At 64.2% G+C, this 23,080-nt stretch carries 18 protein-coding genes and 1 tRNA gene; 16 read left to right on the top strand and 3 right to left on the bottom strand.

The genetic code is table 11. The features are described from left to right. Positions 1-10 precede the first annotated feature (10 nt). The 6 genes from rpsK (at position 11) to bfr (ending at position 4,728) form a co-directional block, all read left to right on the top strand. Positions 11-400, top strand: coding sequence for a 30S ribosomal protein S11 (gene rpsK, locus KSS95_RS00475; protein WP_003255454.1), 390 nt, complete (start codon positions 11-13; stop codon positions 398-400). 15 nt (positions 401-415) lie between these two features. After that, positions 416-1,036 (top strand): 30S ribosomal protein S4, encoded by a 621-nt coding sequence (gene rpsD / locus KSS95_RS00470; RefSeq protein ID WP_134693401.1) that lies wholly within the window; start codon positions 416-418, stop codon positions 1,034-1,036. 22 nt (positions 1,037-1,058) lie between these two features. Further along, complete coding sequence (locus KSS95_RS00465) at positions 1,059-2,060, top strand: DNA-directed RNA polymerase subunit alpha (protein WP_003255452.1); 1,002 nt, start codon at positions 1,059-1,061, stop codon at positions 2,058-2,060. Positions 2,061-2,102: 42 nt separating this feature from the next. Next, positions 2,103-2,489 (top strand): 50S ribosomal protein L17, encoded by a 387-nt coding sequence (rplQ, locus tag KSS95_RS00460; RefSeq protein ID WP_003255451.1) that lies wholly within the window; start codon positions 2,103-2,105, stop codon positions 2,487-2,489. A 171-nt stretch (positions 2,490-2,660) separates the two neighbouring features. Then, positions 2,661-4,100: a catalase gene (locus KSS95_RS00455; protein ID WP_217850657.1), complete on the top strand. Its 1,440-nt coding sequence runs from the start codon at positions 2,661-2,663 to the stop codon at positions 4,098-4,100. A gap of 163 nt (positions 4,101-4,263) precedes the next feature. Further along, on the top strand, positions 4,264-4,728 hold the full coding sequence (bfr, locus tag KSS95_RS00450) for a bacterioferritin (RefSeq protein WP_217850656.1): 465 nt from the start codon (positions 4,264-4,266) through the stop codon (positions 4,726-4,728). 127 nt (positions 4,729-4,855) lie between these two features. Here the strand turns inward: bfr and uvrA are convergent, their stop codons facing one another. Next, positions 4,856-7,690: an excinuclease ABC subunit UvrA gene (uvrA, locus tag KSS95_RS00445; protein ID WP_217850649.1), complete on the bottom strand. Its 2,835-nt coding sequence runs from the start codon at positions 7,688-7,690 to the stop codon at positions 4,856-4,858. Positions 7,691-7,819: 129 nt separating this feature from the next. Here uvrA and KSS95_RS00440 point away from each other — a divergent pair, with 129 nt between their 5' ends. The 9 genes from KSS95_RS00440 (at position 7,820) to KSS95_RS00400 (ending at position 19,273) form a co-directional block, all read left to right on the top strand. Next, a complete protein-coding gene (locus KSS95_RS00440; protein WP_217850647.1) occupies positions 7,820-9,214 on the top strand; it encodes an MFS transporter in 1,395 nt (464 codons plus the stop codon). A 9-nt stretch (positions 9,215-9,223) separates the two neighbouring features. Continuing rightward, the gene (locus tag KSS95_RS00435) at positions 9,224-9,772 is read left to right on the top strand and encodes a single-stranded DNA-binding protein (RefSeq protein WP_186662108.1); all 549 of its coding nucleotides are present in this window, start codon (positions 9,224-9,226) and stop codon (positions 9,770-9,772) included. 304 nt (positions 9,773-10,076) lie between these two features. Continuing rightward, positions 10,077-13,145 (top strand): formate dehydrogenase-N subunit alpha, encoded by a 3,069-nt coding sequence (gene fdnG, locus KSS95_RS00430; protein ID WP_217850645.1) that lies wholly within the window; start codon positions 10,077-10,079, stop codon positions 13,143-13,145. Continuing rightward, a complete protein-coding gene (gene fdxH / locus KSS95_RS00425; RefSeq protein WP_217850643.1) occupies positions 13,145-14,095 on the top strand; it encodes a formate dehydrogenase subunit beta in 951 nt (316 codons plus the stop codon). Before fdnG ends, fdxH begins: the two co-directional genes overlap by 1 nt. Next, positions 14,092-14,748 carry a formate dehydrogenase subunit gamma gene (locus tag KSS95_RS00420; RefSeq protein ID WP_217850641.1) on the top strand — a complete coding sequence of 219 codons (657 nt, stop codon included), beginning with the start codon at positions 14,092-14,094 and terminating at the stop codon, positions 14,746-14,748. The genes fdxH and KSS95_RS00420 overlap by 4 nt, the downstream gene beginning before the upstream one ends. A gap of 4 nt (positions 14,749-14,752) precedes the next feature. After that, complete coding sequence (fdhE, locus tag KSS95_RS00415; RefSeq protein WP_217850639.1) at positions 14,753-15,679, top strand: formate dehydrogenase accessory protein FdhE; 927 nt, start codon at positions 14,753-14,755, stop codon at positions 15,677-15,679. A 141-nt stretch (positions 15,680-15,820) separates the two neighbouring features. Then, positions 15,821-17,248 carry an L-seryl-tRNA(Sec) selenium transferase gene (selA, locus tag KSS95_RS00410; protein ID WP_217850638.1) on the top strand — a complete coding sequence of 476 codons (1,428 nt, stop codon included), beginning with the start codon at positions 15,821-15,823 and terminating at the stop codon, positions 17,246-17,248. Further along, entirely contained in the window at positions 17,245-19,167 is a 1,923-nt protein-coding gene (selB, locus tag KSS95_RS00405; RefSeq protein ID WP_217850636.1) for a selenocysteine-specific translation elongation factor, read from the top strand. Before selA ends, selB begins: the two co-directional genes overlap by 4 nt. 10 nt (positions 19,168-19,177) lie before the next feature. Beyond that, positions 19,178-19,273 (top strand) — tRNA-Sec (locus tag KSS95_RS00400). A 279-nt stretch (positions 19,274-19,552) separates the two neighbouring features. On the opposite strand, the gene KSS95_RS00395 is transcribed toward KSS95_RS00400, so the two are convergent. Both KSS95_RS00395 and KSS95_RS00390 read right to left on the bottom strand, forming a co-directional pair. After that, the gene (locus tag KSS95_RS00395; protein WP_217850634.1) at positions 19,553-20,542 is read right to left on the bottom strand and encodes an asparaginase; all 990 of its coding nucleotides are present in this window, start codon (positions 20,540-20,542) and stop codon (positions 19,553-19,555) included. Positions 20,543-20,617: 75 nt separating this feature from the next. Beyond that, positions 20,618-22,060 carry an alanine/glycine:cation symporter family protein gene (locus tag KSS95_RS00390; RefSeq protein WP_217850632.1) on the bottom strand — a complete coding sequence of 481 codons (1,443 nt, stop codon included), beginning with the start codon at positions 22,058-22,060 and terminating at the stop codon, positions 20,618-20,620. 181 nt (positions 22,061-22,241) lie between these two features. Between KSS95_RS00390 and KSS95_RS00385 the strand changes: the two genes are divergently transcribed. Further along, positions 22,242-23,054, top strand: a complete 813-nt coding sequence (locus KSS95_RS00385; protein WP_217850630.1) for a helix-turn-helix domain-containing protein — start codon at positions 22,242-22,244, stop codon at positions 23,052-23,054. Positions 23,055-23,080 lie beyond the last annotated feature (26 nt).

Here is a 23,080-nt window from a genome sequence, read left to right as displayed (position 1 = left end):
GAATATAGACATGGCAAAACCTGCTGCTCGTCCTCGTAAAAAAGTCAAAAAGACAGTGGTTGATGGCATCGCCCACATCCATGCGTCTTTCAACAACACCATCGTGACCATCACCGACCGTCAGGGCAACGCACTGTCCTGGGCTACTTCCGGTGGTTCGGGTTTCCGTGGTTCGCGCAAATCCACCCCGTTCGCAGCTCAGATCGCTGCTGAGCGTGCTGGTCAAGCTGCGCTGGAATACGGTCTGAAGAACCTCGACGTCAACGTCAAGGGTCCAGGTCCAGGTCGTGAGTCCGCCGTTCGTGCACTGAACAGCTGCGGCTACAAGATCGCCAGCATCACCGACGTGACGCCAATCCCGCATAACGGGTGCCGTCCGCCGAAGAAGCGTCGCGTGTAATCAGGAGACAGATAAATGGCACGTTACATTGGTCCAAAATGCAAACTGTCTCGCCGTGAAGGCACTGACCTGTTCCTGAAGAGCGGCGTTCGCGCTCTGGAATCGAAGTGCAACATCGAAGCAGCCCCAGGTATCCACGGCCAGCGCCGTGGCCGTCAGTCCGACTACGGTACCCAGCTGCGCGAGAAACAAAAAGTCCGTCGTATCTACGGCGTGCTGGAGCGTCAATTCCGCGGTTACTACCAAGCGGCTGCCTCGAAGAAAGGCGCCACCGGTGAGAACCTGCTGCAGATGCTCGAGTGCCGTCTGGACAACGTCGTTTACCGTATGGGCTTCGGTTCCACCCGTTCCGAGTCCCGCCAGCTGGTTTCGCACAAAGCGATCAGCGTGAACGGCAAGACCGTAAACATTCCATCCTACCAAGTTCGTCCGGGTGACGTGGTCGCAGTTCGCGAGAAATCGCTGAACCAGCTGCGCATTGTTCAAGCCCTTGAACTGTGCGCCCAGCGTGGCCGCGTTGAGTGGGTTGATGTGGATGCTGCCAAAAAGTCGGGCGTTTTCAAGAACGTTCCTGCTCGCAGCGACCTGTCCGCCGACATCAACGAAAACCTGATTGTCGAGCTCTACTCCAAGTAAGGGCTAGAAAATAGGTGCATCCATGCAGATTTCGGTAAATGAGTTTCTGACACCCCGTCACATCGACGTGCAGGTTGTCAGTCCAACCCGCGCCAAGATCACGCTCGAGCCTCTCGAGCGTGGCTTCGGCCATACCCTGGGCAACGCGCTGCGCCGCATCCTGTTGTCCTCCATGCCTGGCTGTGCAGTAGTCGAGGCCGAGATCGATGGCGTACTCCATGAGTACTCCGCGATCGAAGGTGTACAGGAAGACGTCATTGAAATCCTGTTGAACCTGAAAGGCCTGGCTATCAAGCTGCACGGTCGTGACGAAGTTACGCTGACCTTGTCGAAAAAGGGTTCGGGGGTGGTTACCGCTGCCGATATTCAGCTGGATCACGATGTCGAGATCGTCAACCCCGATCACGTAATCGCGAACCTGGCGTCCAACGGCGCCCTGAACATGAAGCTCACCGTAGCTCGTGGTCGCGGTTACGAGCCGGCCGACTCCCGTCAGACTGACGAAGACGAAAGCCGCAGCATTGGCCGTCTCCAGCTGGACGCTTCGTTCAGCCCGGTGCGTCGTATCGCCTACGTGGTCGAGAACGCCCGTGTTGAACAGCGTACCAACCTGGACAAGCTGGTCATCGATCTGGAAACCAACGGCACCCTGGATCCTGAAGAGGCTATCCGCCGCGCCGCGACCATCCTGCAACAGCAGCTGGCCGCGTTCGTCGACCTCAAAGGTGACAGCGAGCCGGTCGTGGTCGAGCAGGAAGACGAGATCGATCCGATCCTGCTGCGCCCGGTTGACGACCTGGAACTGACTGTACGTTCGGCCAACTGCCTCAAGGCGGAGAACATCTACTACATCGGCGACCTGATTCAGCGTACCGAAGTAGAGCTGTTGAAGACTCCTAACCTGGGCAAGAAGTCCCTGACTGAAATCAAGGACGTCCTGGCCTCTCGTGGTCTGTCTCTCGGCATGCGCCTCGACAACTGGCCGCCTGCAAGTCTTAAGAAAGACGACAAGGCGACTGCCTGATCGTCGTAATCACCGAACGTAGTGTTTGGTAAGGAATGAATCATGCGTCATCGTAAAAGTGGACGTCACCTGAGCCGTACCAGCTCTCACCGCAAGGCTATGTTCCAGAACATGGCAGTGTCGCTGATCGAGCACGAGCTGATCAAAACCACCCTGCCGAAAGCCAAGGAACTGCGCCGCGTTGCCGAGCCGCTGATCACCCTGGCCAAGGAAGACAGCGTAGCCAACCGTCGTCTGGCCTTCGACCGTACCCGTTCGAAGTCCGCCGTTGGCAAACTGTTCAACGACCTGGGCAAGCGTTACGCCACCCGTCAGGGCGGCTACCTGCGCATCCTGAAGTGCGGTTTCCGCGCTGGCGACAACGCGCCTATGGCGTACGTCGAGCTGGTTGATCGTCCGGTCGGCGGTGCTGTAGAAGCTGCCGAGTAAGACGTTCTGTCTGCTACAAGAAACCGGGCCTAGGCCCGGTTTTTTGTTGGCTGATGAATTGTTATTTTCTATTGATATAAGTCACTTAATGAATTTGTTCTTGTAACACTGCTCGTCAATACTCTCTCCAAGCCGATTAGCCGGCCGTTCAAGACCCGATAAGGAGAGCCCATGAGCAAGATTCTCACCACCGCCAGCGGTGCCCCCGTTGCTGACAACCAGAATTCCCGTTCCGCTGGCCCGCGCGGCCCGCTGCTGCTCGACGACTTCCACCTGATCGAGAAGCTGGCTCACTTCAACCGCGAGAACATCCCTGAGCGTCGTGTCCACGCCAAGGGCTCGGGCGCCTACGGTACCTTCACCGTCACCCGTGATATCAGCGGCTACACCAGCGCCAAGCTGTTCGATGCCATTGGCAAGCGCACCGAAACCTTCCTGCGTTTCTCCACGGTCGGTGGTGAGCGCGGCTCCGCCGATACCGAGCGCGATCCACGTGGCTTCGCGGTGAAGTTCTACACCGAGGAAGGCAACTGGGACATCGTCGGCAACAATACCCCGGTGTTCTTCATCCGCGACCCGCTGAAGTTTCCCGACTTCATTCACACCCAGAAGCGCCACCCGCAGAGCAACCTGAAGAACGCCCAGATGATGTGGGACTTCTGGTCGCACTCACCCGAAGCGCTGCACCAGGTCACCATCCTGTTCTCCGACCGCGGCATCCCGGACGGCTATCGCCACATGCACGGTTTCGGCAGCCACACCTACAGCCTGATCAACGCCAAGGGTGAGCGCACCTGGGTCAAGTGGCACTTCAAGACCCAGCAGGGCATCAAGAACCTGGCACCGGCCGATGCCGCGCGCCTGGCTGGCACTGACCCGGACTACGCCCAGCGTGACCTGTTCGAAGCCATCGAGCGTGGCGACTTCCCGCGCTGGACCGTGTGCATCCAGGTGATGAGCGAAGCCGAAGCAGCTGCTCGGGCAGAAAACCCCTTCGACGTGACCAAGACCTGGTCGCAGAAGGAGTACCCACTGATCGAAGTGGGAGTGCTGGAGCTCAACCGCAACCCGCTCAACTACTTCGCCGAGGTCGAGCAGGCCACCTTCGGCCCGAGCAACATGGTCCCGGGTGTTGGCCTGTCGCCGGACCGCATGCTGCAAGGCCGGGTGTTCGCCTACGCCGATGCGCACCGCTACCGGGTGGGCACCAACCACCAGCACTTGCCGGTCAACGCCGCGCGCAGCCCGGTCAACAGCTACCAGCGTGACGGTTCGATGGCGATGGGCAGCTACGGCAGCGCGCCGAACTACGAGCCCAACAGCTATGCCGACGCGCCGAAGCAGTCGCCACGCCATGCCGAGCCAGCGCTGGCACTCAGTGGGGTGGCGGATCGCTACGATCACCGTGAAGACAGCGACTACTACAGCCACGCAGGCGCGCTGTTCCGCCTGATGAGCGCCGAGCAGAAGGCGCTGCTGATCAGCAACATCGCCGGCACCCTGGTTGGGGTCAGCGAGGATGTGGTGCAGCGCCAGTTGCAGCACTTCTTCAAGGCTGATCCGGCGTACGGGGAAGGCATCGCCAAGGCCCTGGGCGTGAATCTCGCCTAAGTCGAAGTGATAAGAAGAACCGCCCTCATTTGGGCGGTTTTTCAATGAATATCACTACTGTTTAACCGATTTTTTGCATCCGATTGCGCGTTTTTCAGTGACCGCGGGCAAAAGCTGGTTCACACTAGTGGTCATTGACGCATTCACAGGGAGAAGCAGGGCGATGCAAGGTCACCCGGACGTAATCAACTACCTCGTCACGTTGCTGAAGGGCGAACTGGCAGCACGCGATCAGTATTTCATCCACTCGCGCATGTACGAAGACTGGGGCCTGACCAAGCTCTACGAACGTATCAACCACGAGATGGAAGAAGAGACGCAGCACGCCGATGCCCTGATGCGCCGTATCCTCATGCTCGAAGGCACCCCCGACATGCGTGCCGACGATCTCGAAGTCGGCACCACGGTCCCTGAGATGATCGAGGCCGACCTCAAGCTCGAGTACAAGGTGCGCGCCGCGCTGTGCAAGGGCATCGAGCTGTGCGAACTGCACAAGGACTACATCAGCCGCGACATCCTGCGCGCGCAGTTGGCCGATACCGAAGAAGATCACACCTACTGGCTGGAAAAGCAGCAGGGCCTGATCAAGGCCATCGGCCTGGAAAACTACCTGCAGTCGCAGATGTAAACAGCGGGGCTGCCTTGCAGCCCATCGCGACACAAGGCCGCTCCTACAGGCGATCGCGCACCCTCATGCGTTCGCCTGTAGGAGCGGCCTTGTGTCGCGATAGGGGCGCAAAGCGCCCCCATGGCCTTCAAGCCCGATCCCGCTCCAGCAGCGGCTTGAGGTAATGCCCGGTATACGACTGCTTCTTCTCGGCCAGCTCTTCCGGCGTGCCGCAGGCAATGATCTGCCCACCCTTGGAGCCACCCTCCGGCCCCAGGTCCACCAGCCAGTCGGCGGTCTTCACCACATCCAGGTTATGTTCGATCACCACCACGGTGTTGCCGTGGTCGCGCAGGCGGTGCAACACGTCCAGCAACTGCTGGATATCGGCGAAGTGCAGGCCGGTGGTCGGCTCGTCGAGGATGTACAGGGTCTTGCCGGTATCGCGCTTGGACAGCTCGCGGGACAGCTTCACGCGCTGCGCCTCGCCCCCCGACAAGGTAGTCGCCGACTGCCCCAGCTTGATGTACGACAAACCGACGTCCATCAGGGTTTGCAGCTTGCGCGCCAGCGCCGGCACCGCATCGAAGAAGTCGCGGGCATCCTCGATGGTCATTTCCAGCACCTCGTGGATGTTCTTGCCCTTGTACTTGATCTCCAGGGTTTCACGGTTGTAGCGCTTGCTCTTGCACACGTCGCACGGCACGTAGATGTCTGGCAGGAAGTGCATTTCTACCTTGATCAAGCCATCGCCCTGGCAGGCTTCACAACGGCCGCCCTTGACGTTGAACGAGAACCGCCCCGGGCCGTAGCCGCGTGAACGCGATTCCGGCACGCCGGAGAACAGCTCGCGGATCGGTGTGAAGATGCCGGTGTAGGTCGCCGGGTTCGAGCGTGGGGTGCGGCCGATCGGGCTCTGGTCGATATCCACTACCTTGTCCAGGTGCTGCAGGCCATCCATGCTGCTGTGCGGCGCGGCCTCCAGGCTGCTTGCGCCATTCAGGGCGGTGGCAGCCAGTGGGAACAGGGTGTTGTTGATCAGGGTCGACTTGCCCGAGCCGGAAACCCCGGTCACGCAGGTCAGCAGGCCGATCGGGATCTCCAGGTCGACGTTCTGCAGGTTGTTGCCGCGCGCGCCCTTGAGCTTGAGCTGCAGCTTCTTGTTGCGCGGGGTGCGCTTGGCCGGCACGACGATCTTCTTGCGCCCGGACAGGTACTTGCCGGTCAGTGAGTCGGGGTGGTCCATGACCTCCTGCGGCGAGCCCTCGGCGACGATCTGGCCGCCATGCACCCCGGCGCCCGGGCCGATGTCGACCACGTAGTCGGCCAGGCGAATGGCGTCTTCGTCGTGTTCCACCACGATCACCGTGTTACCCAGGTCGCGCAGGTGGTTGAGGGTGGCCAGCAGGCGGTCGTTGTCCCGTTGATGAAGGCCGATGGACGGCTCGTCGAGGATGTACATCACCCCCACCAGGCCGGCACCGATCTGGCTGGCCAGGCGAATGCGCTGGGCCTCGCCGCCAGACAGGGTGTCGGCGCTGCGGTCCAGGGTCAGGTAGTCGAGGCCGACGTTGACCAGGAACTGCAGGCGCTCACAGATCTCCTTGAGGATCTTCGCCGCGATCTCGCCACGGCGGCCGGTCAGGGTCAGCTCGCCGAAGTAGTTGCTGGCTTCGCCGATCGGCAGGTTGGTCACCGCCGGCAGGGTCTTCTCACCCACCCAAACGTGGCGTGCTTCACGGCGCAGACGGGTGCCGCGGCAGTCAGGGCAGGGCTGGGTGCCGAGGAACTTGGCCAGCTCTTCGCGCACGGTGGCCGACTCGGTCTCACGGTAGCGGCGCTCCAGGTTCGGCACGATGCCTTCGAACGGGTGCGAGCGCTTGACGATATCGCCGCGGTCGTTGAGGTACTTGAAGTCGACGCTCTGCTTGCCGCTGCCGTGCAGGATGACTTTCTGGTGATCGGCCGAGAGCTGGCCGAACGGTTCCTCGAGGCTGAAGCCATAGTGCGCGGCCAATGAGCCGAGCATCTGGAAGTAATAGACGTTGCGCCGGTCCCAGCCGCGGATCGCGCCCTCGGCCAGGGTCAGTTCGGCGTTGACCAGGCGCTTGGTGTCGAAGAACTGTTTTACGCCCAGGCCATCGCACGTTGGGCAGGCGCCGGCCGGGTTGTTGAAGGAGAACAGCTTCGGCTCCAGCTCGCTGATCGCGTGGCCGCAGACCGGGCAGGCGAAGCGTGCGGAGAAGATCATCTCCTCGCCAGGCTCGTCGTCCATCGGTGCTACCAGGGCGATGCCGTCGGCCAGCTTCAACGCGGTCTCGAACGACTCGGCCAGGCGCTGCTGCAAGTCGGCGCGGACCTTGAAGCGATCCACCACCACGTCGATGCTGTGTTTTTTCTGTTTATCCAGTTTGGGCAGCTCGTCGAGCTCGTAGAGCTTGCCGTTGACCCGAGCCCGCACGAAGCCCTGGGCGCGCAGCTCGTCGAACACCGCCAGGTGTTCGCCCTTGCGCTCGCGAATCACCGGCGCCAGCAGCATCAGCTTGCTGCCTTCGGGTTTTTCCAGCACCAGGTCGACCATCTGGCTGATCGTTTGCGCCTCCAGCGGGATGTCGTGGTCCGGGCAGCGCGGCGTGCCGACCCGGGCATAGAGCAGGCGCAGGTAGTCGTAGATCTCGGTGATGGTGCCCACGGTCGAGCGCGGGTTGTGCGAGGTCGACTTCTGTTCGATGGAGATCGCCGGCGACAGGCCTTCGATGGTGTCGACGTCGGGCTTTTCCATCATCGACAGGAACTGCCGGGCATAGGCCGACAGCGACTCGACGTAGCGGCGCTGGCCCTCGGCGTACAGCGTGTCGAAGGCCAGCGAGGACTTGCCGGACCCGGACAAGCCGGTGATCACGATCAGTTTGTCCCGGGGCAGGGTCAGGTCGATGTTCTTCAGGTTGTGGGTACGCGCCCCACGGATCAGGATCTTGTCCACTACGGCCTCGCTCGGCGGGCATAAACAAAGGAGTATACGGCGCGCTGCCATTACGCGGCAAAGCGTCGCGTATATGCCGTCAAGGCGTCGGACTGATAGAATCGCCGCCGGTTCACACGAGGTTAATCCATGCACGACACCCACAACGAGCGCATGAGCGGCAGCGAAACCCGCGCCGCGAGCGGCCTGGCCCTGGTCTTTGCCTTTCGTATGCTGGGCATGTTCATGGTGCTGCCGGTGCTGGCCACCTACGGCATGGACCTGGCCGGCGCCACCCCCGCGCTGATCGGCCTGGCCATCGGTGCCTATGGCCTGACCCAGGCGGTGTTGCAGATCCCGTTCGGGGTGATTTCCGACCGCATCGGCCGCCGTCCGGTGATCTACCTGGGGCTGGTGATCTTCGCCCTGGGCAGTGTGCTGGCGGCCCAGGCCGACTCGATCTGGGGCGTGATCGCCGGGCGCATCCTGCAGGGCGCCGGGGCGATCTCCGCGGCGGTGATGGCCTTGCTCTCGGACCTCACCCGCGAGCAGCACCGGACCAAGGCCATGGCCATGATCGGCATGAGCATCGGCCTGTCGTTCGCCGTGGCTATGGTGGTCGGGCCACTGCTGACCCGCGCCTTTGGTTTGTCAGGATTGTTCCTCGCCACTGCAGGACTTGCCCTGGTCGGCATTGGCCTGATCGCCTTCGTCGTGCCCAATTCGCACAGTGTGCTGACCCATCGTGAGTCTGGTGTTGCCCGTCAAGCCCTTGGCCCGACCCTGCGCAATCCGGACCTTCTGCGCCTGGACATCAGCATTTTCGTGCTGCACGCCATCCTGATGGCCAGCTTCGTCGCGCTGCCCCTGGCCTTCGTCGAGCGCGGCGGGCTGCCCAAGGAGCAGCACTGGTGGGTGTACCTGACCGCGCTGTTGGTTTCATTTTTTGCAATGATCCCCTTCATCATTTACGGGGAGAAGAAGCGCAAGATGAAACGCGTGTTGCTTGGCGCGGTCAGTGTTCTGCTGCTGGTGGAGGTGTTCTTCTGGCAGTGGGCTGACAACTTGCAGGGACTGGTGATCGGCACCGTGGTATTCTTTACCGCATTCAACCTGCTGGAGGCATCCTTGCCTTCGCTGGTCAGCAAGGTATCGCCTGCCGGTGGCAAGGGAACGGCAATGGGGGTGTATTCCACCAGCCAGTTCCTCGGCGCCGCGCTGGGAGGCATCCTCGGTGGCTGGTTGTTCCAGCACGGTGGCTTGAGCATGGTGTTCCTGGGGTGTGCGGTGTTGTGCGTCCTGTGGTTGCTCACTGCGTTGCGCATGAACGAGCCACCCTACGTGACCAGCCTGCGCATGCCTTTGGCGCCAGAAGCGGTCCGGGAAGCCGGGCTGACCGAGCGTCTGTTGGCCGTGCCGGGTGTGACCGACGCCGTGGTGGTGGCAGAAGAAGCCGCCATCTATATCAAACTGGATACGAAAATTTTGGACCGCGCGACCCTCGAGCGTCTGGTGAACCCAGCCGCTTCGGCGTGCGAAGCCTAGGAGAACGTTATGGCCCGTGGGGTTAACAAAGTCATTCTGGTCGGCACCTGCGGTCAGGATCCCGAAGTCCGCTACCTGCCCAACGGTAACGCCGTGACCAACCTGAGCCTGGCCACCAGCGAGCAGTGGACCGACAAGCAGTCGGGCCAGAAGGTCGAGCGTACCGAGTGGCACCGTGTGTCGCTGTTCGGCAAGGTCGCCGAGATCGCCGGCGAGTACCTGCGCAAAGGTTCGCAGTGCTACATCGAAGGCAAGCTGCAGACCCGCGAGTGGGAAAAAGACGGCATCAAGCGCTACACCACCGAGATCATCGTCGACATCAACGGCACCATGCAGCTGCTCGGCGGTCGTCCGCAGGGCCAGCAGCAGGGCGGTGACCCGTACAACCAGGGTGGCGGCAACTACAACCAAGGTGGCGGCCAGCAGCAACAGTACAACCAGGCTCCGCGTCAGCAGGCGCCACGCCCGCAGCAGGCACCGCAGCGTCCTGCGCCACAGCAGCCGGCTCCGCAGCCAGCCGCTGACTTCGACAGCTTCGACGACGATATTCCGTTCTGATCGAAGCGCTTGGCGTACGCCAAGCCAGAAACCCAGGGCTCTCGTCCTGGGTTTTTTTATGCCTGCTCAGCTGGGCTTGACGCGACGCCCCAGGAGCCGGCTCGCCAGCGATCATCGCTATAGCAAGTGCCATCCACCACCTGCCGGGGCTCATCGCCAGCAAGCAACCTCTTGACCCATGTCATCGCACTTCCATGATTCTTGGCTAATCTTAACGATTGGCGGTATCCGCATACCGCCACCGTGAAGTCCCTGAGGCGCCGGCCAAGTCCCGTGCGCCCGAGAACCTGATCAGGAGTGCACGATGGACCTCAACCGTCGGCAATTCTTCAAGGTCGCCGCCGTCGGCCTTGGAGGCTCGAGCCTTGCGGCGTTGGGCATGGCCCCGACCCCCGCGTTCGCCGAGCAGGTGCGCCACTTCAAGCTGGCGCATACAAAAGAAACCCGTAACACCTGCCCCTACTGCTCGGTCGGCTGCGGCCTGATCATGTACAGCCAGGGCGACGCGGGCAAGAACGTCAAGCAGAACATCATCCATATCGAGGGCGACGCCGACCACCCGGTGAACCGCGGCACCCTGTGCCCGAAAGGCGCTGGCCTGCTGGACTTTATCCACAGCCCCAACCGCCTGATGTACCCCGAGGTGCGCAAGCCGGGCAGCAACGAGTGGACCCGCATCGAGTGGGACGAAGCCCTCGATCGCATCGCCGAGCTGATGAAACAGGACCGCGACGCCAACTTCATCGAGAAGAACGCCCAGGGCCAGACGGTCAACCGCTGGCTGACCACAGGCTTTCTCGCCGCGTCCGCCGCTTCCAGCGAAGCGGGCTACCTGACGCACAAGGTGATCCGTTCGCTGGGCATGCTGGGGTTCGACAACCAGGCGCGTGTCTGACACGGCCCGACGGTGGCAAGTCTTGCCCCGACGTATGGCCGTGGCGCGATGACCAATCACTGGTCCGATATCGCCAACGCAAACCTGGTCCTGGTGATGGGCGGCAACGCCGCTGAAGCGCACCCGTGCGGCTTCAAGTGGGTGACCGAAGCCAAGGCGCACAACAAGGCGCGGCTGATCGTGGTCGACCCGCGGTTCACCCGTACCGCCTCGGTGGCCGATTACTACGCGCCGATTCGCACCGGCAGCGACATCGCCTTCATGGGCGGGTTGATCAACTACCTGCTGAGCAACGACAAGATCCAGCACGAGTACGTGCGCAACTACACCGACGTGTCGTTCATCGTCAAAGAGGGCTATGGCTTCGAGGACGGGCTGTTCAGCGGCTACGACGCGGCCAAGCGCGTGTATGCCGACAAGTCCGGCTGGGGCTATGAGCTGGGCGAGGATGGCTTTGCCAAGGTCGACCCGACCCTGCAGCACCCGCGTTGCGTCTATCAGTTGATGAAGCAGCATTACAGCCGCTACACGCCTGAACTGGCGAGCATGACCTGCGGCATGCCGCAGGATCAGATGATGAAGGTCTGGGAAGAGATCGCCACCTGCTCGGTACCGGGCAAGACCATGACGATCCTCTACGCCCTGGGCTGGACCCAGCACTCCATCGGCGCGCAGATCATCCGCAGCGCGGCGATGGTGCAGTTGCTGCTGGGCAACGTCGGCATGCCTGGCGGTGGCGTCAACGCCTTGCGCGGGCACTCCAACATCCAGGGCCTTACCGACTTGGGCCTGCTGTCGAACTCGCTGCCGGGCTACCTGACCCTGGCCGGCGACGCCGAGCAGGACTACGCCACCTATATCGACAAGCGCGCCTCCAAGCCGCTGCGCCCGGGGCAACTGTCGTACTGGCAGAACTATGGCAAATTCCACGTCAGCCTGATGAAGGCCTGGTATGGCGCCAACGCCACCGCGGCCAACAACTGGGGCTACGACTGGCTGCCCAAGCTCGATGTGCCGGCCTACGACGTGCTGCGCATGTTCGAGATGATGGGCCAGGGCAAGGTCAACGGCTACATGTGCCAGGGCTTCAACCCGATCGCCGCGTTGCCGGACAAGAACCGCGTCACCGCCGCGCTGGCCAAGCTCAAGTGGCTGGTGATCATGGACCCGCTGGCCACCGAGACCTCCGAGTTCTGGCGCAATGCCGGCCCGTTCAACGATGTCGACACGGCCAATATCCAGACCGAAGTGATCCGCCTGCCCACCACCTGCTTCGCCGAGGAAGATGGCTCGCTGGTCAACAGCAGCCGCTGGCTGCAGTGGCACTGGAAGGGCGCCGACGGCCCGGGCCAGACCCGCACCGACGTGCACATCATGAGCGAGCTGTTCCTGCGCCTGCGCAAGCGTTACCAGGCCGAGGGCGGCGCGTATCCCGAGCCGATGCTCAACATCAGCTGGCCGTACAAGGTGCCTGAGGAGCCTTCGCCCGAGGAACTGGCCAAGGAGATGAACGGCTGGGCGGTCAGCGACCTCTCCGACCCGAGCGGCGCCACGCTCAAGGCCGGGCAGCAGTTGTCCGGCTTCGGCCAGATGAAGGACGACGGCAGCACCGCCTCCGGCTGCTGGATCTTCGCCGGCTGCTGGACCGAGCAGGGCAACCAGATGGCCCGGCGCGACAACAGCGACCCGTACGGCATGCACCAGGTGCAGAACTGGGCCTGGGCCTGGCCGGCCAACCGGCGCATTCTCTACAACCGTGCCTCCAGCGACCCGCAGGGCAAGCCGTGGGACCCAGAGAAGAAGCGCCTGGTGTGGTGGAACGGCAAGTCCTGGACCGGCACCGACGTGCCCGACTTCAAGGTCGACTCGCCGCCCGAGGCCGGGATGAACCCGTTCATCATGAACCCCGAGGGCGTGGCACGCTTCTTCGCCATCGACAAGATGGCCGAGGGGCCGTTCCCCGAGCACTACGAGCCGTTCGAGACGCCGATCGGCATCAACCCCTTGCACCCGCAGAACAAGAAGGCCACCAGCAACCCGGCCGGACGGATCTTCGATTCGGTGTGGGACACCCTCGGCACGCACGACGAGTTCCCGTATGCGGCGACCACCTACCGGTTGACCGAGCACTTCCACTTCTGGAGCAAGCATTGCCGGCTCAACGCCATTGCCCAGCCCGAGCAGTTCGTCGAGATCGGCGAGGTACTGGCCAACGAGAAGGGCATCAAGGCCGGTGACCGGGTGCGGGTGTCGAGCAAGCGCGGGCATATCGACGCGGTGGCGGTGGTGACCAAGCGGATCCGTCCGCTGCAGGTCAACAACCAGACCGTGCACCAGATCGGCATCCCGCTGCACTGGGGCTTCACCGGCACCACGCGGCACGGCTACCTGACCAACACCCTGGTGCCGTTCCTGGGTGATGGCAACACCCAGACGCCGGAGTCCAAGTCGTTCCTCGTCAAAGTGGAGAAACTCTGATGGCCAGCCAAGACATCATTGCCCGCTCGGCCACCACCACCGTGCCGCCCTCGGTACGCCAGCAGCAGGAAGTCGCCAAGCTGATCGACACCACCAAGTGCATCGGCTGCAAGGCCTGCCAGGTGGCGTGTTCGGAGTGGAACGAACTGCGTGACGAGGTCGGCCACAACCACGGCACCTACGACAACCCCCAGGACCTCACGGCCGAGACCTGGACCCTGATGCGCTTCACCGAGCACGAGCGCGACGACGGCAACCTGGAGTGGCTGATCCGCAAGGACGGCTGCATGCACTGCGCCGAGCCCGGTTGCCTGAAGGCCTGCCCGAGCCCGGGGGCGATCATCAAGCACGCCAACGGTATCGTCGATTTCAACCAGGACCATTGCATCGGTTGCGGCTACTGCATCACCGGCTGCCCGTTCAACATCCCGCGCATCTCGCAGAAGGACCACAAGGCATACAAGTGCACCCTGTGTTCCGACCGCGTGAGCGTGGGCCTGGAGCCGGCCTGCGTGAAGACCTGCCCGACCGGGGCCATCGTCTTCGGCAGCAAGGATGAGATGAAGGTGCATGCCGACGAGCGCATCGTCGACCTCAAGTCGCGCGGTTATGCCAACGCCGGGTTGTACGACCCGGATGGCGTCGGCGGCACCCATGTGATGTACGTGCTGCACCACGCCGATACCCCCAGGTTGTACGCCGGCCTGCCGGACCAACCGGTGATCAGCCCGCTGGTGGGGCTGTGGAAGGGCTTCAGCAAGCCGCTGGCGCTGCTGGCCATGGGCGCGGCGGTGGTGGCTGGGTTCTTCCACTATGTGCGGGTGGGGCCGCAGCGGGTCGAGGAGGATGAGCATCCGCCGACGGGCGATGCCAGCGTCCACCAGGTGGACCCGGCGGTGCATGTCTATGATCCGAAGCGCCCGGGCGGCGAAGGGGAGCAGCGGCCATGAGCGACAACAAACCGATCCTGCGCTACAACGCCAACGAGCGCAGCAACCACTGGGTGGTGGCGATCCTGTTCGTGCTGGCCGGGTTGTCGGGGCTGGCGCTGTTCCACCCGGCGCTGTTCTGGCTCAGCCAGCTGTTCGGCGGCGGGCCCTGGACACGCATCCTCCACCCGTTCATCGGCGTGGCGATGTTCGTGTTCTTCCTGGGCCTGGTGCTGCGTTTCTGGCGCGCCAACTTCATCACCGCCAACGACCGCCTGTGGCTACGGCGCATCGACCGGGTGATGTTGAACAAGGAGGACGGCGTGCCGCCCATCGGCAAGTACAACGCCGGGCAGAAGCTGCTGTTCTGGACCTTGTTGGCCTGCATGCTGGTGCTGCTGGTCAGCGGCGTGGTGATCTGGCGCGCGTACTTCAGCCACTGGTTCGGCATCGACGTCATTCGCCTGTCGGCGTTGTTGCATGCCTTGGCGGCGTTCGTGCTCATACTGAGTATCATCGTGCACATCTACGCCGGGATCTGGATCAAGGGCTCGATCGGCGCCATGCTGCATGGCTGGGTCAGCCGCGGCTGGGCGCGCAAGCACCATGAACTGTGGTACCGGGACGTGACCGGGGACAAGACGCCGCATAACCACGGCAGAAAAGAAGGATGACCGTTTGAGCACCATTCTCGAACCTGGGCAGATCGAAGCCTCGGCGGTGATGCCGCCGTTCCTGCACCTGCCCCCCGCCAATCTGTTTGCCTTGCGTGCCGCGCGTCTGCAGCAGTTGGCCGAGGGCCATGCCCTGGGCGCCTACCTCAGGCTGGTGGCGCGGTTGTGTCGTGTCCAGCAACAGCTTGTGGATAACCCGCCCGGCGGCTTGCCGGTGGCAGGTGAACGCCAGCGCCTGTGCATAAGTCATGGCTTGCCACCGCTGGCGGCGGACAGCCTGGTGCGCGAAGGGCCTTGGCTGGCCTGGTTGCAGGCCTTGCTCGGGCAGTTCCATAACGAGCCCGAAGGCCCGTTGGCCGAAGCGCTGCGAACCCTGCGCGACAGCGACGACAGCCAGCGCAAGGGTTGGGCTATTGCCTTGCTCGGTGGCCAGTACGATGCCTTGCCAGCGGCGCTGGTACCGTTCATCGGCGCTGCGTTGCAGGCCGCTTGGTCCAGCTGGCTGCTGGCGCTGCCACAACCTGAACTCAAGCCCGCCGGCAGCCTGGCCCAGTGCCCGGCCTGCGGCTCGCCGGCCATGGCCGGGGTGGTGCGCAACCGTGGCAAGCACAACGGCCTGCGCTACCTGGCCTGCTCGCTGTGCAGTTGCGAATGGCATGTGGTGCGGGTCAAGTGCGTGTACTGCGAGTCGAGCAAGGATTTGCGCTACAGCAGCCTCGAGGATGATCGCCATGCGCTGGGCAAGGCGCCACTGCGCGCCGAATGCTGCCCGGGTTGCCAGGCCTACCTCAAGCAGAACTACCTGGAAAACGACGCCGCCGCCGAACCGCTGGCCGACGACCTGGCCAGCCTGGTGCTGGACATGCGCCTGGATGAGGAGGGCTGGCATCGCCTGGCGCCGAACCTGCTGCTGGCGCCTGGAGGGGGTTAACGGACTACACTGCAATACCGAGTTGCCCCCGTTCGCCGGCAAGTCCGGCTCCTACAACCGGCGACGCATAGCCTTGTAGGAGCCGGCCTTGCCGGCGAAAGGGCCTGAAACAGACAACGGATCAGTCATAGGTAGTACCGCATGTCTTCCAGCCTCGCCAGCGACACCCCGCGCCTGCCCTCCATCGACACCCTGCTGCGCCACCCCGCCTGCCAGCCCTTGCTCGAACGCCATGGCCGCGACGCCACGCTGGCCACCCTGCGCCAACTGCTCGACGACCTGCGCGAGGCGGCCCGCCTGGGCCAGCTCAGTGCCGTGGAGCTGGCTGCCGAGGTGCTCCTGGGCCGCACCGGCGAGCGCCTGGCCCAGCAGCAACGCAGCCAGGTGCGCCGGGTCTTCAACCTCACCGGCACGGTGCTGCACACCAACCTCGGCCGCGCGCTGCTGCCCGAGGAAGCGGTCGAGGCCATGCAGACCGCCGCCCGTTACCCGCTCAACCTGGAGTTCGACCTGGCCACCGGCAAGCGTGGCGACCGTGACGACCTGATCGAGGGCTTGATCCGCGACCTGACCGGCGCCGAAGCCGTCACCGTGGTCAACAACAACGCCGCTGCCGTGCTGCTGGCGCTCAACAGCCTGGGCGCGCGCAAGGAAGGGGTGATTTCCCGCGGCGAGCTGATCGAGATCGGCGGCGCCTTTCGCATTCCCGACATCATGGCCCGCGCCGGGGTGAAGCTGCACGAGATCGGCACCACCAATCGCACCCACGCGCGCGACTACGAAGCCGCGATCAACCCGCGCACCGGCCTGTTGATGCGCGTGCATTGCAGCAACTACAGCATCCAGGGCTTCACCACCCAGGTGGCCACCGCCGAGCTGGCGCGCATTGCCCACCAACATGAACTGCCGCTGCTCGAGGACCTGGGCAGCGGCAGCCTGCTCGACCTCACCCGCTGGGGCCTGCCGGCCGAGCCGACGGTACGCCAGGCCCTGGCCGACGGCGCCGATATCGTCACCTTCAGCGGCGACAAGCTGCTCGGCGGCCCCCAGGCGGGGATCATCGTCGGGCGTCGGGAGCTGATCGCGAAGATCAAGAAGAACCCGCTCAAGCGCGCCTTGCGCGTGGACAAGATCACCCTGGCGGCGCTGGAGGCGGTCTTGCAGCTCTACCGCAACCCCGATCGCCTGGCCGAGCGCCTGCCCAGCCTGCGTCTGCTGACCCGGCCGCAAGCCGAGATCGCCGCCCAGGCCGAGCGCCTGGCGCCGGCCTTGGCAACATGCCTGGGCGCGCAGTGGGTAGTCACGGTCGAAACGGCCCTGGGCATGATCGGCAGCGGCAGCCAGCCGGTGGCACGCCTGCCCAGCGCGGCGCTGTGCCTGCGCCCGCAGGTCTCGAAGAAACTGCGTGGCCGCAGCCTGCATGTGCTGGAGCGCGCCCTGCGCGAGCTGCCAGTGCCGGTGCTGGGGCGCATCGATGACGACGCCCTGTGGCTCGACTTGCGCCAACTGGACGACGAACCCCAGTGGCTGGCGCAACTGCCGGCGTTGCAGTTGGGGCCGGTGCAGTGATCGTTGGCACTGCCGGGCATATCGACCATGGCAAGACCACGCTGCTCCAGGCCCTGACCGGGCAGGCCGGTGATACCCGCCAGGAGGAACGCGCCCGGGGCATGACCATCGACCTTGGCTACCGCTACGCGGCCTTGGCCGAAGGCGCCGGGCTGACCGGTTTTATCGACGTGCCTGGGCACGAGCGGTTTATCCACAACATGCTCGCCGGCGCCCATGGCATCGACCTGGTGTTGCTGGTGGTGGCCGCCGACGATGGGGTGATGCCGCAGACGCGCGAGCACTTGTCGATCATCGAGTTGCTGGGCATTCCCCAGGCGCTGGTGGCGATCAGCAAGTGCGATCGGGTGGAGCCGGCGCGGCTGGCCGAGGTGCAGGCCCAGGTCGCTGAACTGCTGGCGCCAGGGCCCTATGCGGGGGCGGCGCAGTTCGTGCTGTCGAGTGTCAGCGGCGAGGGCGTCGGGGCCCTGCGCGAGGCCTTGCTGGCCGCGGCGGCGAAGATACGCCAGCGCAGTGTGCGCGGTGGTTTTCGCCTGGCCGTGGACCGCGCGTTCGCGGTGTCCGGCGCAGGTCTGGTGGTCACCGGCACGGCGCTGGCCGGGCAGGTCAGTGCCGGCGATACCTTGCTGCTGGGCAAGGCCGGCAAACCGGTGCGGGTGCGCGGCCTGCACGCGCAGAACCAGGCGGCGCTGGTGGCCGAGGCCGGGCAACGGGTGGCGTTGAACATCACCGGGGAGCGCCTGGCGGTCGAGCAGGTCCATCGGGGTGACTGGCTGCTGCCGGCATGGCTGCATGCCCCGAGCGTGCGGGTTGATATCGAGCTGACGCTGTTGCCGGGCGAGACCCGTACATTCGAGCATTTCAGCGCCGTGCACGTGCATCTGGGCACCCAGGACGTCACCGCCCGGGTCGCGTTGCTCGAAGGCGAAAGCCTGCGTGCGGGCCAACGCATGTTCGCCCAGTTGTTGCTCAATGCGCCGTTGCAGGCCGTGCATGGCGATCGCCTGGTGCTGCGCGACCAGCGGGCCCAGCGCACCTTGGGCGGTGGCCGGGTGCTCGACCCGTTCGCGCCGAGCCGGCAGCGGCGCAGCGAGGCGCGTCTGCGCCAGTTGCAGGTACTGCGCGAGGCCGACGATCTCGAACAGGCCCTGCCGGCTTTGCTCGAGGCCGCCCCAGGCGGGCTCGACCCGCAGCGGTTGGAGCGCCAGTTCAATCGCTTGCGCGATACCTGGCGGTTGCCAGGCCAGGTGTTGGTGGTCGCCACCCGTCAGGGCCAGTTGCTGTTCGACCGTGGCCAATGGCAGGCGCTCAAGCTGCAGGTGCTGGCGCGTTTGGCGCAGTTTCATGAGCAGGAGCCTGACCAGCTTGGCCCGGACCGTGATCGGCTGCGTCGGTATACCGCCTTGCCGTTGGAGCGCCCGGCTTTCGTCAGCCTGGTGGATGAGTTGCTGGGCGAGGGGGTGATCAGCAGCAGCGGGCCTTGGCTGCACCTGCCTGCGCACAAGGTCCAGCTCAGTGCTGCCGATACGGCGCTGTGGGCGCGCCTGGAGCCGCGCCTGCTGGCGGGTGAGTTCGATCCACCCTGGGTGCGGACCTTGGCCACCGAGGAACAGGCCCAGGAGGCCGAGGTGCGTTTGTTGCTGCGCAAGCTGGCGAGGTTGGGGGTATTGCACCAGGTGGTGCGTGATCTGTTCTACCCGGAGGCGACGCTCAGGCGCATGGCAGAGCTGTTGTTGCAGCAGGCGACGACATCGCCGATAGTGCAGGTGGCGGCGTTTCGCGATATGTTGGGCATCGGTCGCAAGCGTAGCGTGCAGATTCTCGAGTACTTCGACCGCGTTGGTTTGACCCGCAGGGTGGCCGACCAGCGGTATATCCGCGCTGACAGTGGCTTGGCGGAGTTTCCGGCCAGGCCCTGACGATTTCTAAGGAAGGCAATCGCGCCCGGTGGCGCGGCCGGGCTTCAAACCCGGTTGGGGACGGCAGCCGTTCCCGGGCAGGTTCGACTCCCGCTGCCTTCCGCCATTTTCTTTTTGAGCTTGTTTACAGGTGTCTGGCGTAAGCCTTGCGGCGCCAGGCAGATCGAGCGCCGCGCGGGCGGCGCTCGATTTGCTAGGCGCTGCAGGGTCTACGGCGTGCGCCTGGTGGCCCTCACACGTTCAATGGCCCTCACTCCCGCCTCCTGACGCCGCAAAACTACGGGCGGCGCCTCCACGGGCGCCTGTCGTTCGCGAGCTAGGGGGAACTTCCCGATGGCTAGAAACCGTCACGCGTAAGTGTAGATCCAGGCTCGATCGGGGAGGCTCAAGCCCGCTCCCCGCAAAGGTCCAAGGCAAACCAGTGCTCAGCCGAATCAGCATCCAGCCCCGCACCCAGCAACGCGAACATCTTGCCCAGCGCCGCCTCGCGGGTCATGCCGCCACCGCTGACCAACCCGGTGTCGCGCAGGCGGCTGCCAGCAGCGTAGGTGTCGAACACCACCGCCCCCTCCGGGCACTGGCTGGTCGCCGCGATCATCACGCCAGCCTGGCGGGCATCGTGCAGCACGTCGAGCAGCGCCTGGTCGTCGGACGGGCCGGTACCGCTGCCGTAGCACTCCAGCAGCAGGCCCTGGATGCCACTGTCGAGCAGCCCACGCACCAGCCCCGCGGCAAGCCCCGGGAACACCGGCAGCACGGCCAGGCTCACCGGCTGGCGCGGCTGGCGGTAATCCAGGCGTGCCGGCAGCTCTGCTGCCCGTTCGCCGTCGCGCTGGCGCGGTAGCGCCTTGAAGGCGTCGAATGCCTCGCTGCGCAGCTTGGACGCACGGCAGCCATGCAGCAACTGGCCGTGGAAGAACAGCTGTACGCCATTCTCCAACCCGCTTTCGAACAGGTTCAGGGCGCCGACCAGGTTGGCCCAGGCGTCGCTGCCAGGTGCGCCGGCCGGCAGCATGGAACCGGTCAGCAGCACCGGCACCGGCAGGCCCAGCAGCAGGAACGACAAGGCCGCGGCGCTGTAGGCCAAGGTATCGGTGCCATGCAGCACCAGCACCCCGTCATGGCCATCGCGCTCGACCGCCTCGACGATGGCCTCGCGCATCGCCAGCCAGTTGGCCTGCTGCATGTTGGCGCTGTCGATCAGCGGGTTCAGCTCACGCAGCGACCACTGCAGCTTTGGCGCATCGCCGCAGACGGCAAAATGTTCGCGCATGCGCGCTTCGAAACCACCGGCCGGCGCCAGGCCTTCGGCGGTCTGCAGCATGCCGATGGTGCCACCGGTGTAAAGGACGAGAAGATTCTTGACTGCACGCATGGAAGCATTCCGTAGCGATGTAGCGAAGGAAGAGGCAGCCGCCCGCGAACGGGGCGGCTGTGGCAGGGCAGGGTATCAGTGCTGCGCTGGCGCCGGGGCGGCGGCTTTGTCAGCAGCTGTTGCAGCCTGCGGGTTGGCCGGCCAGGCGGCGCGGTCCAGGTCCAGGTCGGTGAACTTGCTGGAATCGAACACCGGTTGCTTGATGCCCGCCTTGCGCTGGTCGTCGTAGTCACGCATCACCCGCAGGCCGACCTTGAACAGCAGGGCCAGGGCGATCAGGTTGACGAACGCCAGGCAGGTCATGGTGATGTCGGCGAAGGCGAACACCGTCGACAGGTCCTGCATCGAACCCCAGATCACCAGCGCCAGTACCAGGCCGCGGAAGGTCATCAGCACGGCACGGTTGCGGCTGAGGAACTGCAGGCTGTTCTCGCCCAGGTAGTAGTTGTAGAGGATGCAGGTGAAGACGAACAGCGACAGCGCGACGCTGACGAACACCCGGCCCCAGTCACCGACCACCGCGGCCAGCGAGTTTTGCGTCAGGACGATGCCATCACCTTCGAAGCCCGGGGTGTAGAAGCCCGACAGCAGGATCAGCAGCGCGGTGCAGGTGCAGATCACGAAGGTATCCAGGAACACGCTGAACGCCTGGACCACGCCCTGGGCGCCGGGGTGCTTCACGGCGGCCACGGCGGCGACGTTCGGCGCGCTGCCCAGGCCGGCTTCGTTGGCGAACACACCCCGCTTCACGCCCATGACGATGGCGCTGCCGAGCAGGCCACCGAACGCCGGGTCGAGGCCGAAGGCGCTCTTGAAGATGGTTTCCAGCATCGCCGGCACGTGTTCGATCTGAGTGCCGATCACGTACAGGGTCACGCCGATGTAGGCCAGGGTCTTGACCGGCACCAGCAAGTCGGACACCGCGGCGATGCGCTTGATGCCGCCGATGAAGGTCACGGCCAGCAGCACGGCGAGGACGATGCCGGTGTGCTTGGGCTCGAAGGCAAAGGCGTTCTGCAGCGAGTGGGTTACGGTGTACGACTGCAGGCCGATGAAGGCGAAGCCGTAGGTGACCAGCAGCAGGATCGAGAACACGATCGCCATGCTTTTCAGCTTCAGGCCGTGTTCGATGTAGTACGCCGGGCCGCCGCGGTACAGGCCGTCGCCGTCGGCGCGCTTGTAGACCTGGGCCAGGGTGCATTCGAAGAAGCTGCTGGCCATGCCCACCAGGGCGGTGACCCACATCCAGAACACCGCGCCAGGGCCGCCGAGGGTCACGGCGATACCGACACCGGCGATGTTACCGGCGCCGACACGGCCGGCCAGGCTCAGCATCAGGGCCTGGAACGAGCTCAGTTGGCCTGCCTGGCCGCGAAGGGATTCCTTGAACACCCCGAACATGTGGCCGAAGTGGCGGAACTGGACGAACCGAGAGCGGATGGTGAAGTAACCGCCGAGTCCGACGATCAGCACGATGAGGAGTTTCCCCGAAAGGAAATCGTTGAGTGCTTCGAGCATTGAAAAATGACCTCGATTCTTATTCTTCGCGTGGAAAGACCAGCGGACGGCAGGCGCACCGCTATTCATTGGGGGCGCATGGTTGGCCATGACAACTGTGGTTACAATTTCGCGGGTTGCTCCATTTTGGTGCGAGTTGATGCTAGACTGGCATCACTCGCATCATCTGGACCCGTGCATCATGGGCGATCAATTCGCTATCAACCTCAAATTGGCGTGCAGCCACTACCGCTCTATCTCCGAGGTTTGCCGGCAACTGTCGATCAACCGGGCACAATTCAACAAGTACCTGAGCGGCCAGAGCCGGCCGACGGCGTACAACCTCAAGCGCATCGGCGACTTCTTCGGCGTCGAGGATTACGAACTGGGGCTGCCGCCCGAACAGTTCGCCCGCTTGATCGGCGCGCGCAACCCCGAGCAGCGCGTCGGCCAGCAGGACGACCCGATCAGTGAACTGTTCAAGCCACTGCATAAAGAAGCCGGCAACCTGTCGCGCTACTGCGGTTACTACTTCGAGTATTCCAATTGCATGTCGGTGCCAGGGTCGATCCTGGTGTCGCTGGTGCATGTGTGGGAAGAGCGCGGCAGTTTCCTGTTCGAGCGCCAGGAACGCCAGGAGCGCGGCATTGGCAACGACCAGCAGGCCGAGGTGCGTTGCCGCTACCTGGGCGCGGCGTTCCAGTTGCAGGACCGGATGTTCCTCATCGACTACGAGTCGCTGACCCTGAACGAGATGAGCCAGACCATACTCATCCCCAGCTTCAAGAGCCGCATCAGCCGCCTGAACGGGCTCAAGACCGGCGTATCCAGCGGCGACCGGCGCAATCCGGCCTGCACCCGGGTGGTGTGGGAGTACCTGGGGGAAGAGATCAATCGCATCAATGCCTTCCGCCAGATAAAACTGTACCGGCCGGATGATCCACGGATCGATGACGATATCCGCGATCGCCTGAGCGCGGGGATGGTCAGCAACGGCCTGTTCGAAATCGAATAAACCCTGCGCACACCTTCCTGTAGGCG

The sequence above is a fragment of the Pseudomonas muyukensis genome (genome assembly GCF_019139535.1).
GTDB lineage: Bacteria > Pseudomonadota > Gammaproteobacteria > Pseudomonadales > Pseudomonadaceae > Aquipseudomonas > Aquipseudomonas muyukensis.
Note: the sequence above shows the minus strand (reverse complement) of the source record. Positions and strands in the feature narration are given on the sequence as shown.

Coding starts and splice junctions, on each gene's coding strand:
- rpsK (WP_003255454.1), top strand. CDS start 11: ATGGCAAAACCTGCTGCTCGTCCTCGTAAAAAAGTCAAAAAGACAGTG.
- rpsD (WP_134693401.1), top strand. CDS start 416: ATGGCACGTTACATTGGTCCAAAATGCAAACTGTCTCGCCGTGAAGGC.
- KSS95_RS00465 (WP_003255452.1), top strand. CDS start 1,059: ATGCAGATTTCGGTAAATGAGTTTCTGACACCCCGTCACATCGACGTG.
- rplQ (WP_003255451.1), top strand. CDS start 2,103: ATGCGTCATCGTAAAAGTGGACGTCACCTGAGCCGTACCAGCTCTCAC.
- KSS95_RS00455 (WP_217850657.1), top strand. CDS start 2,661: ATGAGCAAGATTCTCACCACCGCCAGCGGTGCCCCCGTTGCTGACAAC.
- bfr (WP_217850656.1), top strand. CDS start 4,264: ATGCAAGGTCACCCGGACGTAATCAACTACCTCGTCACGTTGCTGAAG.
- KSS95_RS00440 (WP_217850647.1), top strand. CDS start 7,820: ATGCACGACACCCACAACGAGCGCATGAGCGGCAGCGAAACCCGCGCC.
- KSS95_RS00435 (WP_186662108.1), top strand. CDS start 9,224: ATGGCCCGTGGGGTTAACAAAGTCATTCTGGTCGGCACCTGCGGTCAG.
- fdxH (WP_217850643.1), top strand. CDS start 13,145: ATGGCCAGCCAAGACATCATTGCCCGCTCGGCCACCACCACCGTGCCG.
- KSS95_RS00420 (WP_217850641.1), top strand. CDS start 14,092: ATGAGCGACAACAAACCGATCCTGCGCTACAACGCCAACGAGCGCAGC.
- selA (WP_217850638.1), top strand. CDS start 15,821: ATGTCTTCCAGCCTCGCCAGCGACACCCCGCGCCTGCCCTCCATCGAC.
- KSS95_RS00395 (WP_217850634.1), bottom strand. CDS start 20,542: ATGCGTGCAGTCAAGAATCTTCTCGTCCTTTACACCGGTGGCACCATC.
- KSS95_RS00390 (WP_217850632.1), bottom strand. CDS start 22,060: ATGCTCGAAGCACTCAACGATTTCCTTTCGGGGAAACTCCTCATCGTG.
- KSS95_RS00385 (WP_217850630.1), top strand. CDS start 22,242: ATGGGCGATCAATTCGCTATCAACCTCAAATTGGCGTGCAGCCACTAC.